Source organism: Weissella confusa (assembly GCF_004766315.1).
GTDB classification, from domain to species: Bacteria; Bacillota; Bacilli; order Lactobacillales; family Lactobacillaceae; genus Weissella; species Weissella confusa_A.
Genome location: NZ_PVSN01000068.1, coordinates 1 through 12,998, shown reverse-complemented (window position 1 = coordinate 12,998; position 12,998 = coordinate 1). Strand labels below are relative to the sequence as shown.

Sequence of the window (12,998 nt, the reverse complement as noted above, 5' to 3'; positions counted from 1 at the left end):
TTATTCAGACGAATACATTGAACAAATGGTTGAGCAAATTAATAGCCGACCTCGAAAGCTTTTCGGCTGGAGATCGGCTAAAGAATATTATTTATCTCAAGTGTTCCGGTTGAATTGACAATTCACCGTTAAAAGATATTCGCAAGTCATACTTCCTGGGTAAGGAAGAGTTCCCTGTTTTGAAGGGCATTGACTTGGATTTCGAATTGGGTGAGTTTGTTTCAATCCTTGGAGAATCTGGTGGTGGTAAGTCAACGTTGATGAACATCATCGGTGGTTTGGACCGTGAGTTCGAAGGCAAGGTTACGATTGACGGCCAAGTATTGGATCACAAGAAGGAAAAGCAATTGGATGCTTACCGTCGTGGTACGATTGGTTACATCTACCAAGCTTACAACTTGATTAGTCACTTGACGGTTTTGGAAAACGTCTTGGTTTCTTTGGAAATGACGACGTTGAGCCAAAAGGACAAGATTACACGTGCCACGGAATTGTTGGAGAAGGTTGGTCTTAAGGATCAAATTAAGAAGCACCCAAACCAATTGTCTGGTGGACAAAAGCAACTTGTCGCAATCGCACGTGCGTTGGCTTCTGACCCAAAGATTATCATTGCCGACGAGCCAACTGGTGCTTTGGATTCAAAGAACACGGCTGAAGTCTTGGAAATCTTGGATGAAATTGCCCAAGAAGGTAAGTTGGTTATCGCGGTTACCCACTCACAAGAAGTGGCTGACCACGGAACGCGTATTGTGCACTTGGCTGATGGACAAATTGATGCCGATACGCGTTTGAAGCCGGCATACGAGTTGCCAGCTGATGATACGCGTTTGGCAGATCGTCCATTGCCAGCAGTTGCGTCATTCCGAAATGCGTTCAAGCATTTGACGTATAACTTCTGGCGTAATTCGTTGATTATGATTGGAACAGCAATTGGGCTGTTTGCCGTGATGTTGTTCACTGGTTTGGGAAATGGGGTTAAGGCCTACATTAACGATCAAGTTAACTCATTGGCAAACCCAACGGCTGTCACGGTTGCTCGTCACCAAGGCGAAAACGGCGGTGTCGGTCAAACGTCTGGCGCAACAGCCGGCGTTGATATGGACAAGATGACAATTTCAGATGATCAAATCAAGAAGATTAAGGCCAACAAGTACGTGAAGACGTTGCAAAAGGGTTACCAAGCCGGTAACGTGCAAGCGAACCTTGAAGGCAAGGATTACTCACTTGGTACCGTACAAACTTGGTCAGCAACTTATCAAAAGAAGCTGATTAAGGCTGGTCACGTACCTGGCAAGAATGAAATCTTGGTTGATAAGAAGACTGTCGCAAAGAAGTTTGACACTAAGGACTAGAAGTCAGTTGTTGGTAAGACAATGACGGTTAAGTGGATGACGGTCAAGTCTGATGGTATGACGCCAGTTGAAATTAACAAGACGTTCAAGATTGCGGGTGTTATCGACGCTGGTCAAGCTGGAACGGCAAACGTGACGATAGCAAGCACGATTGAAGATGCCTACAAGGAAGCTGGTGCGGATACCCGTGCGTTGTTCGTAACGGTTCGTGTGAAGAACACGGATGACGTTAAGGCCTTCCAAAAGGATATTAACAAGATGAAGGGTGATGATGGTAAGCGTTTGTTCCAAGCGGTAACGGTTGGTTCAATCTTGGATACCATCAACACAATCGTCTCATTGGCAACCAATGTCTTGGCTGCAATTGCTGGTATCTCATTGGTCGTATCTGCTTTGATGATTATCGTGACGATGTTCATGTCAGTTTCAGAGTGTACGAAGGAAATCGGAATTCTCCGTGCCTTGGGTGAAAGCAAGAAGGACGTCCGTAACTTGTTTACGTCAGAGTCTTTGCTAATTGGTTTGGCAAGTTTCGTTTTGGCACTTATTTTGGCCTTTGGAATCGGTGCGCTATTGAACTCAGCTTTGTACAGCATTGCGAAGTTTGACATGATTCAAATTTCAGTTGGTAATGTTGTCATGACGTTGATCTTGGCATTGGTCATTTCATTCTTGGCCGCGTTGTTGCCAGCTCGTCGCGCAGCAAAGTTGAACCCAATCGATGCCTTGTCTGCAGACTAATAGATGTACTTTAAGAAGCGTTCCCACATTTTTGTGGGAACGCTTTTTCTGTTTTCAATAGTTATCTTTGGCATAAGAAACCGCTTACATGATATGGTGTAATTAATCAAAAATGATGGGGGATTATCAAATGTCATATCAAAAAGTAACAATCGTTGGTGGTGGAACGCTAGGGTCACAAATCGCCTATGTATCAGCATTCCATGGGAAGGACGTCACGGTTTGGGGACGTTCTGAATCATCATTGGAAAAGGCACAAGCACGTGTTGCACGTTGGGAAGAGGGTGCCCGTCGCGATTTGCATGCGACTGATGAACAAATCGCAGCTGCTCGTGAGCATTTGACGTACGTCACGGATTTGGGCGAGGCACTTGCTGGCGCTGATTTGGTGATTGAAGCGTTGCCAGAAGCGCCTGCTACAAAGACTGAGTTCTACGAAAAGTTTGCTAAGTTGGCCGGACCACAAACGGTCGTGGCCACGAACTCTTCAACGTTGTTGCCATCAGCCTTTGCTGAAGCAACTGGTCGACCAGAAAAGTTCTTGTCCTACCACTTTGCTAACGAAATTTGGAAGAATAACACGGCCGAAATCATGCCACACCCAGGCACTGCGCCTGAATTACCAGCGACGTTTGAGGAATACTCACGTGAGATTGGTATGGTGCCAATCATGGTTAAGAAGGAGCAGCCTGGTTATGTCTTGAACTCATTGCTTGTGCCGTTGCTTGATGCCGGTTCGCAACTTTGGGCAAAGGAAATTGCGGATCCAGAGACAATCGATAAGACATGGATGATTGCCACGGGTGCCCCAGCCGGACCGTTTGCCATTATGGACACAGTTGGGTTGAATACTGTTTACGCGATTAATATCATGAATCCGGATCCATCACACCAAGAAATTGCTAAAAAGGTGAAGGCGATGATTGATGCAGGTCATATTGGTGTTGAATCAGGAGAAGGGTTCTATAAGTACCCTAATCCAGCATATCTAGCGCCTGAATTCTTGAAGTAAGCGCTAAAACCGAACTAAATACCGGAAAGAACCCATTCTTAGGAGTTATAGCTCCCGGGAATGGGTTCTTTTTTCCTTAAATATGTGAAAAAACGGGAATTCTGCGCTATATTACTATATGTACTTTTAGTAAGTGGGTCATATAGATTAAGCGAACAGAAATTATGCTCGTGGGGAAAAGGGGCGATTGGTTGTGTTTGGAAAGATGCAAAATCGTGGTGAACAAAACGTTCACTTTAAGATGTATAAGGATGGTAAGCGTTGGGTAACGCGTGGGCTTGCCTTAGGCGCTGTTAGCTTGATGGTAGTCGCACCGATTGCGACGACAAATTTGCAATTGACGCACGTTAAGGATGCGATTGCTGCGACGACGACTAAGCGTTCGTTGTCTCAAGCGGAAGCAACGCAAATTGATAAGCTACAAAATGTTATCGATAACTACCGTCACGTACAAGATATGACGGGAACTAGCGCTGTGTGGCAAGGTGATTTGGCGGGGGCCATCACTAAGGCAACTAACATGATTCAGACAATTAAGTCTGGTCATTACACACAAGCAAATGGTTCTTACAGTGACGGGATGCCTTTTGCTGACCAACAGGTTCAATTCCAAGCTGATCGTGTAGAAGACTATGCCCTTGCAATTGAAGTTGCTTACATTCGTGAGCACAATGCAGCTTGGTATGACAAGGTAAAGAATGGTGAAGTGTTCGCTGACATTCACACCGATTATTTGCCTGACTCAACTTTGGCAGATGATGGTTTTCCATGGATGAAGCACTATTTGTTGGAAATCGTTAACGGCTACTTGAATGAAACCGGAAAGACGACCGTTGGTGAAGCAGACAAGCCTGCAACATCAGAAGCTGTCGATGAACCAGTTTACGTAGCACAATCATCAGCGGTAGATTCTGCATTGTCAGTAACAGATTCAGGTTACTACGACAACACAGCGAAGACATCAACTGCGGTAGATGATGGCGTATCAGTATCTGGATCAGATTATTATGACAATACAGCTGTAACGTCATCAGCAGTCGACGAGCCAGTTTACGTTGAACAATCATCAGCAGTAGATTCAGCATTGTCAGTAACGGATTCAGACTACTATGACAATACAGCCGTAACGTCGTCAGCAGTCGATGAGCCGGTTTATGTTGAACAATCATCAGCGGTAGATTCAGCGTTGTCAGTGACAGATTCAGGTTACTACGACAATACAGCGGCAACGTCATCCGCCGTGGACGAGCCAGTATACGTGGCAGAGTCATCAGCGGTAGATGCGGATCCTGTATCAGTATCCGGCTCAGATTACTATGACAATACAGCCGTAACGTCATCAGCAGTTGTCGAGCCAGTTTATGTTGCGCAATCATCAGCAGTAGACTCAGCGTTGTCAGTAACTGACTCAGGTTACTATGACAACACAGCGAAGACATCAAGTGCAGTCGACGATGCTGTATCAGTATCCGGTTCGGATTATTATGATAATACAGCCGTAACGTAATCAGCAGTTGACGAGCCAGTTTATGTTGCGCAATCATCAGCAGTAGACTCAGCGTTGTCAGTAACTGACTCAGGTTACTATGACAACACAGCGAAGACATCAAGTGCAGTCGACGATGCGGTTTCAGTATCTGGTTCAAACTATTATGACAATACAGCTGTAACGTAATCAGCAGTTGATGAACCAGTGTACGTCGCAGAGTCATCAGCGGTAGATGCGAATCCTGTATCAGTAACGGGTTCAGATTACTATGACAATACAGCCGTAACGTCGTCAGCAGTTGGTGAACCAGTTTATGTTGAGCAATCATCAGCAGTCGACGAGCCAGTGTACGTTGAGCAATCATCATCAGTAGATTCAGCATTGTCAGTAACTGACTCAGGTTACTACGACAACACAGTGAAGACATCAACTGCAGTAGATGATGGTGTATCTGTTTCGGAATCAGGCTATTACGACAATACAGCTGCATCATCAGTCGTTACTACTCCTGCAAATGCAGGTGAGACATCAGTTTCTACGTCATCAGTTGATTCAGATGATGTTGATGTTGCGACAGTAGCTAATTCATCAGATTCATTGGTGAACGTACCTGCATCAACGGTTGCTTCATCAAGCGCTGTTTTGGGAAATGTTGTTAATTTGGCATCTAATGCTATGACTAACGTGTCAACTAATAACGCAAGTGCGTCAGCAAACATGTCGAATGGTGTCGCTACAAGTAATGGACAAGCCGCTGGCGTAGTTGCAAACGGTGCGGGCGACGTATCTGCTCCTGCAAATGGATCAAATGCAGATAGGATTAGCGTTAAGGCTAATGCCACTGTTCAAAACACGACCCCTCAAGCGCTTAAGATGCTACATGCAAGTGATGATAAGCAATTCGATACGCTTGAGCGTTCACACGTCACGGAGACATTGTTGTCAGTGATTATTGCGATTATCGCTGCATTAATGTACAAGTTCTTGCGTAATAACAAGCGCGACGAAGCAGATGATGTGTTAGCTGAAGAAGACGAACGCTTGTTCAGCGATGTTGCAAAGATTTCAAAAATTAAGAAGTAAGCGAGTCTGACGAAAGTCGTACATTTGCTTTCTGATAACGTCATATGCCAATTTAACGGCATGTGGCGTTTTTTTGTGCGATTAGCAAAGTCTCAAATAGGAAGAGTTTAGGTTTTGACTTTTAAAAACAAGCTAGACCGTGTAAACTTGTAAGCGATTAGAACATGATAGAGACGGTGGTTAACCGCCTGTACCAATTTAGTTTTTCTATAAACAAGGGGAGTTCATCATGAGTACAGTTTTGACACACGCAACTATCTATACCGGCGAACAAGAAGTGCCAGTAATTAAGGATGCTTACATCCGTTTCGACAAGCAAATCGAAGCGATGGGACCAATGAGTGAATTGGTTGTGACATCAGCTGACAATGTCGTACGTGCGGATCGTAAGGTGATTGTTCCTGGTTTCATCGACGTACACACACACGGTGCGTACGGATTTGATACGATGGACGGTGTCACAGAAGATATCATTAAGATGGTTCACGGCCAAATTTCAGAAGGAATTACGTCAGTCTTTCCAACGACAATGACACAAGCTGTGGACAACATCTCAAAGTCAATGGAAGCCGTAAATGAAGCTGCCAAGCAAGAACCAGCAATCGTTGGTGTGCACTTGGAAGGCCCATTTATCAACCCGCACTTTAAGGGGGCACAACCAGAGGAACACATCATTGCGCCAAGCGTTGATTTGGTCAAGAAGTGGAACGAATTGTCAGGTAACCGTGTACGTTTGATTACGTACGCCCCAGAGCAAGCTGAAGACGTGCGTGCTTTTGAGGATTACCTAGCTGATAACAACATTATCGGTTCAATCGGTCACTCAAACGCTACCCGCGATTTCTTGCAACACAATTCAAAGGCAAGCCACATCACACACTTGTATAACGCACAACGTCCAATGTCACACCGCGAACCTGGTGTGACGGGACACGCCATGTTGGAAGATAACATCCGCACGGAATTGATTGTGGATGGCTTCCACGTTTACCCTGACATGGTTAACATGGCCTACAAGTTGAAGACGGCTAACCGTATTGATTTGATTACGGATTCAATGCGTGCCAAGGGACTTGGGGATGGTGAATCAGAGCTAGGTGGTCAAAAGGTTTGGGTGAAGGATAAGCAAGCCCGCCTTGAAGATGGCACTTTGGCTGGATCAGTGCTTGAGTTCGATGATGCTTTCCGCAATGTGATGGCCTTTACGGGTGCATCAATTGAAGAAGCAATTCAAATGGCGTCAGTTAACCAAGCGGTTGAGTTTGGTTTGACGAACAAGGGAACGTTGACGATTGGCAAGGATGCGGATTTGAACGTATTTAGCGCGGATTTGACATCTTTGGAAGCAACTTATAGTTTGGGTCGTCACTTCTCAAAGGCTGACGCTCCGACTGCGGAGGACTAATATGGGCGCACCCGTATATATTCAAATTCACGATGAAATCAGTGAAGCTATTGAAGCTGGCCGTTGGGTACCAGGCGACAAGATTCCGGCTGAACGTGAGTTGGCTGAACAATTTGGCGTCTCACGCATGACGTTGCGTCAAGCGGTGATGATGCTAGTAGACGAAGGCGTTTTGGAACGCCGAGTTGGGTCAGGAACTTATGTTGCTGAACGCAAGGTGCAAGAACAGTTGAACGGCGTTACGTCATTCACCGAAATGATGGCAGCAGCTGGTAAGGTTGCAACATCACGCACGATTTCTTTTCATATTGGCAAGGCATCAAACTCTGAACAAGAGCAGCTACAACTGGGTGAAGATGGCCAGGTGCTTCGTATGGAGCGTGTTCGTTACGGTAATGATGAGCCGATTGCGTTTGAAGTTGCCTCAATTCCAGCAACCTTGGTTGACGGGTTGGCGCGTGAAAGCCTCACAAACTCACTGTATCGAACACTTTCTGAAGAACGTGGTCTAAAGATTGGTCGTGCGCAACAAACGGTGACGGCGGCTGCGGTTACCGAACGCATTTCTGAATATTTAGGCATTAAACGTGGTGATCCAGTCTTGGTCATGCGACAAATTACGTTTGACACAAACAATCGCCCATTCGAGTACGTTCGTACCCAATATGTTGGGTCTCGTTTCGAATTCTTTTTGGAAAAATAATCACAAGCAAAACGCCTACATGTAGGCGCTTTTTAGCTAAAACCGTTTTTTGTGCACAATCTCTGAAAGCGTGTATAAGTACTTACCGTTAGTAATTATTATTCATTGTTTGCGTAGGAGATAGAGAAATGCATAAGTTAAATCCAACAATTGCTTTGGCATTGTTTGTGGCAGCCATTCCATCACTTTGGGCGGTTGCAGCACCATTTGTTGGTGTGACGGTTGGAGCTGCTGCCTTGATTACAGGTGGTTTCTTTGTGGCGTCAGGTAACGATCCTAAGAACAAGTGGCGTGAGCTATTTGGTATGTGGCTTGGAATTCCTTGGGGAATGATGGCCGTGACGTTCCCAGGATTGACAGGTTGGCCAAAGACAACGCTATTTGTGACCTTGTTCGTCCTAGGTTCATTAGCTGTTTTGATTTCTGGTATGCCAGGCATTCGTAACTGGGTTGATACGGCAGCTTGGTTGACTGGTTGGACAATTTCAATCATTATTTTGAGCTTGAACGGTGGACCTGCTAAGTTTGGTACGATGCCATTGCAAATTGCTGGTGCGATGTTGGCTGGTATTTTCATCGTTGGTGTTTTGGGTCGTATCATCGTTGATGCGCTTTCAAAGCAAAACTAAAGAGATAAAGTTAGGAAGAACGCTTGTAGTTGTTCTTCCTTTTTGTTAAACTAATTGAAGTGTTGAAAACTGCAGCGGATTGTCCGCAAGCTCGTCAACAATTCACCGACCCGTTTCAATTATGGCGGAGAACACACTAGTACCCGCGCTGCAGCGGTGAAAGTTTGGGTGAATTGCACGAATGTGAGGCAATTCTCTAGAATTCAACAAAAATAAATTCTGGAGGACATTTAATATGTCACGTTATACTGGACCTAAGTTCCGTGTTTCACGTCGTTTGGGTGTTTCTTTGTCAGGTACTGGTAAGGAAATTGCTCGTCGTAACTACGCCCCTGGAGATCACGGTGCCGGCCGCCGCGCAAAGATTTCTGATTACGGTATGCAATTGGCTGAAAAGCAAAAGGTACGTTTCACGTACGGTTTGACTGAGCGCCAATTCCACAACTTGTTTAACAAGGCTGGTAAGATCCGTAAGGGTACACACGGTGAAAACTTCATCGTATTGTTGGAGCGTCGTTTGGACAACATTGTTTACCGTTTGGGCTTGGCTTCAACGCGTCAACAAGCACGTCAATTGGTTAACCACGGCCACATCTTGGTTGATGGTAAGCGTGTTGACATTCCTTCATACGAAGTTACTGTAGGTCAAGAGATCTCAGTTCGTGAGAAGTCACAAAAGAACGTTTACATCCAAGCTTCATTGGAAGCTACGGCTGGAACGTTGCCATTCGTTGAGTTCAACAAGGACGAGATGAAGGGTTCATTGGTTCGCTTGCCAGAGCGTTCAGAATTGGACCACGATTACAACGAAAACCTTATCGTTGAATACTACAACAAGTTGGGATAATTTCATTATTCGTACTTGTTGTACAACAAAGAAGCACGAAACGCCTATGTTTCGTGCTTTTTTTGTGGAATTCTCAAGGTTCAAAAAAAGGAAACAACTTGAATTGTGTCAGATGGTACAATTAATTTTATCCAAAACTTGGGAGTAGAAAAAATATGGAAAAATCTGTCGCGAAAAAGAAGCGTGTTGGCTGGCTTGATTATGGAAAGGGAATCCTAATTTTAAGTGTTGTCCTCGTTCACACGATTGGTTCGCTCTATAAAACAGGGCAATTTCCAGCAGCTGCTATGGGGCTGGAGATGTCGCAACGTGTCCTGTTTATGTTTGTTATGCCGGTGTTTTTTGCCATTTCGGGGTACTTGTTCAAACCTTCGACTGACTGGCGTCAATACATAACGGGGTTGGGAAAGAAGTTGGTGATGCTGGGCGTACCGTACGTTGTCTTTTCGGTTGTCTATGTCATCCTGCAAAATCTATCATCATCTACAGTGCATGATCGATACGCAATTAGTGATTTATTGTACATCGGCATCAATCCAGTAGGGTATTTATGGTACTTGTACGTCTACTTCTTTATCTTGGTGCTCTTCGGTGCGTTGACTTTGGTCATTAAGCGTAAAGGCGTGCTGGTCGCCGTCTATGCGGTCCTGTTTGCATTGGCGATTTTGGGATTCTTGCCAACGCTGTATGCGATTAACCAAACGGTTCTTTGGGGCGCAACGTTCTTAGTTGGTTACTTACTACGTTCAAAGTTGCAGCGTGGCCAGATGGCTGTGCTGGGTGGTGTGTCATTGGGACTGATTGTCGCTTTGTGGATTTTGCAAGGGGCGTCAACTTGGTTTTATGACACGAACTTCATTACACCGGCTAATTTTGCGATGAAGCTTTTGACAATTCCAGTCTTCTTCGCGATCTTTATGTGGCTTGGTGAAATGACGGATAAAGTTTCAAATGTGGTGCGTTACTTCGGTAAGATTTCGCTCGTCATTTATTTGATTCACCCACCGGTTGTATCAATTGCCCGTATTGTTGTGATGAAGGTGCTAGGTAACAATCTGTTGATCGACTTGGTACTTGTCTTTTTGGTTGCGATGGCAGTTAGCTTGTTTGGTGAGTGGCTCTCAAAGAAGTTGAAGCTAGTGGCGTTTATCTTTTATCCAACACGGTTCCTGCCAACGGGAATGGGACTAGACGTATTAGCAATGATTAAGCGTCGTTTCTCTGCTGAATAATAACTTACTTAAAATGGACTTGGTAATTTATACTGTGTCCATTTTTTTGATGGCGTAGTTCGTTTTAATGGTACTGACTAGCAATGTTTGGTTAAATAGTAAGTGCACTATATTAATTAACGGGAATAACCATTTATAAAGACGTTTAGTCGTTATAATTAGTGGGGTTGTTAGCCCATTAACCTCAATCTTTATTACTAATACTGGGTTAACGACTTCCTGTGGGCCGGTTTAAAACGAATGCGTTTTAAACCGTTTTTTTAGGTTTTTAGAGAGTAGTATTTTAGAGGAGTAAGGCTAACAATGTTAAGGACAATTGGTCAGGTGATCAATGAAGTTAGACGCGAAAAACGGGTCTCTTTGGCAGAAATTGTGGCATTGGGCATCAGTAAGTCGCGTTATTATCGCTTCATAGAAGGTGAAATTGATATGAGCATGATTGATATGATGTCAATCATGGACGCGTTAACGATTTCATTCAGTGAACTAGGGATGTTAACAGGCAAGTCGCGCTTTCAAGATATTTCGATTCGTTGGTTAATGAACGCAGACATTAACGAACTAATCCAACGAGCACGGGGCATTGATGACCAAGATACGGACTTCCGTAAAAGGTTGTTTCAAGCGGTTGTTGCGTTGCGTAAGGGTGAATCAATGCAGGAAGCGTCCACACAAATTTATGAGCGTTTGGTAACGATTGATATCTTTACCTTGATTGATATCGTTGCATTTGCAGTTATTGCACCGGAACTAACAGCGGGGCAGTTTAAACGATTGTATTTGTGCTATGCGCGAAGCATGTCGAATTTTCAAAACTATTTAACGAATGACATGTATGATGCGGTGCTGACAATTCATTTAGCAGCTGTCGATAAGCTGCTGGTGCAACCGGAAAACCGTAGTTATAACAATTCGATGTTTGTGATTGAAACAATCTTGAATCAATACGCAGAACCACAATTCATGGAACTGAGAATTTTACAACAAATGATGCAGTTGTTCAAAACAACGGTTGAAGGGTTGTTATACACCACGACGAGTCGCATGACAATTTTATTGCTAGCCGTGAAGAACCAACATGTCGAGATTGTCAAAACGCGTTTGATATCAGTTGACTTACTGGCGTTGTGGAATGAATTTCAAGTATCGACGGCTAGTTTTTGGACAAAGCGTCATGAGCACGATGCGTTTCCGCGGTTTTCAACCTTGCCACCAGAAGAAATGTTCGAACAATTCGGTGATGTTTTACGTCGCATTATGAAGCAAAAGCATATCACGCCGGGGATGGCGGTCGATGCTGGTATCTCAACGTATAAGTTGTATCGCACTTATAATGAAACGCATTATCTGGAGTTGGAAGAGCTAATTACGTTGATGCGCCTGGTCGACTTGATGCCGAGTGATATCGATGCCGTGATGCGTCGCCGTGTGATTAATGTGACGAACTCAACCTGGCATCAATATAATTGGCAACATGTTAATCCGTTGGGCTATGATGCTATGGCACGCTCGATGGCAAAATTGTACGAAGAAAATCATCTCCGTAAAGATTTAGAGGCTTACTTTGAATTCAAATCGTTGGATGGACTGTTCGTTCGTCACAATTGGTTGCAGAGTAATGACGCCAATGAGTTGAGCAAGGAAATCGGTAACGAATTAATGAGCATGGAAAGTTGGCATGTTGCTGAGTTCAGAGTAATGAGCTATGCCTTGCTTCATGTCGATACTGAAGCAGGTGTTGAAATGTGGCCGCGTTTGATTCGCAAAGCCTTAAATGAGGTGGATCAACAATACATGCAACACAATGCGGTCTTGGATATCTATGAATGGGCGATTTTACGGGCGATGCTGTTGGGCAATAAAGAATTGGCGAAGTCGCTGCTTAAGGCATCACGCGTCATCAATAATAATCCGGCGGATGTGCCATTGTTTGGTCGAGGTCAGCGTCGATTGTTCGAACTGTATGAAGAACTGATTGATGAAGTGCCGACAGCACGCCGTCAATTACAAGAACACTTGTCAGATTTTGTCATCCTATCCGGAGATAGTAAATTTACGGATGCCTATCAAAAAATCTTACGTCCTTACTGGGAAAAGTGACGTCCGAAAAATGGGCATCTTGATGATGACGAATATCTGATGGTGCAAGTATCGGGAAGTTTTATTTAGCTGGGTAATAAATTTGTATGATTGAGAGTAGAGTTGAAACCCCATTCAACTCTAAGCTGTGAACATGAGTCGCGGCTGGCACTATGGCGCTAACAAGCCTAACCTGTTTCCGACCGCGTCATGGTGCCCCTTTAACTTTCCGTCCGTGAAAACAGCTATTCACGGAAAACCGGGTTATCCCCCGGATACATAACCGGACACCGCAATTTTGCGGTGTACCCAAAAAGTTAAAGTAAAATATTTTAGCTGATTAAGCGGCCATTTGTCGGTATTCTACCGGTGAGTGGCCGTTTAATTTTGCTTGAATTCGTGTGTTGTTGTAATACAGTATCCAAT

At 44.4% G+C, this 12,998-nt stretch carries 10 protein-coding genes and 1 pseudogene; 10 read left to right on the top strand and 1 reads right to left on the bottom strand.

Annotated features, from left to right (window positions below):
- Positions 1-113: 113 nt before the first annotated feature.
- The 10 genes and pseudogenes from C6P11_RS09130 (at position 114) to C6P11_RS09085 (ending at position 12,593) form a co-directional block, all read left to right on the top strand.
- Positions 114-2,093: pseudogene (locus C6P11_RS09130) on the top strand (ATP-binding cassette domain-containing protein).
- A gap of 130 nt (positions 2,094-2,223) precedes the next feature.
- Positions 2,224-3,105 carry a 3-hydroxyacyl-CoA dehydrogenase gene (locus tag C6P11_RS09125; protein WP_135520512.1) on the top strand — a complete coding sequence of 294 codons (882 nt, stop codon included), beginning with the start codon at positions 2,224-2,226 and terminating at the stop codon, positions 3,103-3,105.
- A gap of 193 nt (positions 3,106-3,298) precedes the next feature.
- Complete coding sequence (locus tag C6P11_RS09120; protein WP_135520510.1) at positions 3,299-4,612, top strand: KxYKxGKxW signal peptide domain-containing protein; 1,314 nt, start codon at positions 3,299-3,301, stop codon at positions 4,610-4,612.
- Positions 4,613-4,798: 186 nt separating this feature from the next.
- Positions 4,799-5,677 (top strand): hypothetical protein, encoded by an 879-nt coding sequence (locus tag C6P11_RS09115; protein WP_135520508.1) that lies wholly within the window; start codon positions 4,799-4,801, stop codon positions 5,675-5,677.
- 229 nt (positions 5,678-5,906) lie between these two features.
- Positions 5,907-7,082 (top strand): N-acetylglucosamine-6-phosphate deacetylase, encoded by a 1,176-nt coding sequence (gene nagA, locus C6P11_RS09110; protein ID WP_135520506.1) that lies wholly within the window; start codon positions 5,907-5,909, stop codon positions 7,080-7,082.
- Position 7,083: 1 nt separating this feature from the next.
- A complete protein-coding gene (locus C6P11_RS09105; protein ID WP_003609719.1) occupies positions 7,084-7,785 on the top strand; it encodes a GntR family transcriptional regulator in 702 nt (233 codons plus the stop codon).
- Positions 7,786-7,913: 128 nt separating this feature from the next.
- Positions 7,914-8,414, top strand: coding sequence for a DUF1097 family protein (locus C6P11_RS09100; protein ID WP_135520504.1), 501 nt, complete (start codon positions 7,914-7,916; stop codon positions 8,412-8,414).
- Positions 8,415-8,649: 235 nt separating this feature from the next.
- Complete coding sequence (rpsD, locus tag C6P11_RS09095) at positions 8,650-9,261, top strand: 30S ribosomal protein S4 (RefSeq protein WP_003609715.1); 612 nt, start codon at positions 8,650-8,652, stop codon at positions 9,259-9,261.
- A gap of 155 nt (positions 9,262-9,416) precedes the next feature.
- On the top strand, positions 9,417-10,493 hold the full coding sequence (locus C6P11_RS09090; protein WP_135520503.1) for an acyltransferase family protein: 1,077 nt from the start codon (positions 9,417-9,419) through the stop codon (positions 10,491-10,493).
- A 303-nt stretch (positions 10,494-10,796) separates the two neighbouring features.
- Complete coding sequence (locus C6P11_RS09085) at positions 10,797-12,593, top strand: helix-turn-helix domain-containing protein (RefSeq protein ID WP_135520501.1); 1,797 nt, start codon at positions 10,797-10,799, stop codon at positions 12,591-12,593.
- A 319-nt stretch (positions 12,594-12,912) separates the two neighbouring features.
- Here the strand turns inward: C6P11_RS09085 and C6P11_RS11500 are convergent, their stop codons facing one another.
- Entirely contained in the window at positions 12,913-12,990 is a 78-nt protein-coding gene (locus tag C6P11_RS11500) for an IS3 family transposase (protein ID WP_372583915.1), read from the bottom strand.
- Positions 12,991-12,998: the final 8 nt, after the last annotated feature.

Bases quoted from the DNA above. Each gene is read 5' to 3' on its own strand.
- C6P11_RS09085 (WP_135520501.1), top strand. From the start codon at position 10,797: ATGTTAAGGACAATTGGTCAGGTGATCAATGAAGTTAGACGCGAAAAA.
- rpsD (WP_003609715.1), top strand. From the start codon at position 8,650: ATGTCACGTTATACTGGACCTAAGTTCCGTGTTTCACGTCGTTTGGGT.
- C6P11_RS09105 (WP_003609719.1), top strand. From the start codon at position 7,084: ATGGGCGCACCCGTATATATTCAAATTCACGATGAAATCAGTGAAGCT.
- C6P11_RS09090 (WP_135520503.1), top strand. From the start codon at position 9,417: ATGGAAAAATCTGTCGCGAAAAAGAAGCGTGTTGGCTGGCTTGATTAT.
- C6P11_RS09100 (WP_135520504.1), top strand. From the start codon at position 7,914: ATGCATAAGTTAAATCCAACAATTGCTTTGGCATTGTTTGTGGCAGCC.
- nagA (WP_135520506.1), top strand. From the start codon at position 5,907: ATGAGTACAGTTTTGACACACGCAACTATCTATACCGGCGAACAAGAA.
- C6P11_RS09125 (WP_135520512.1), top strand. From the start codon at position 2,224: ATGTCATATCAAAAAGTAACAATCGTTGGTGGTGGAACGCTAGGGTCA.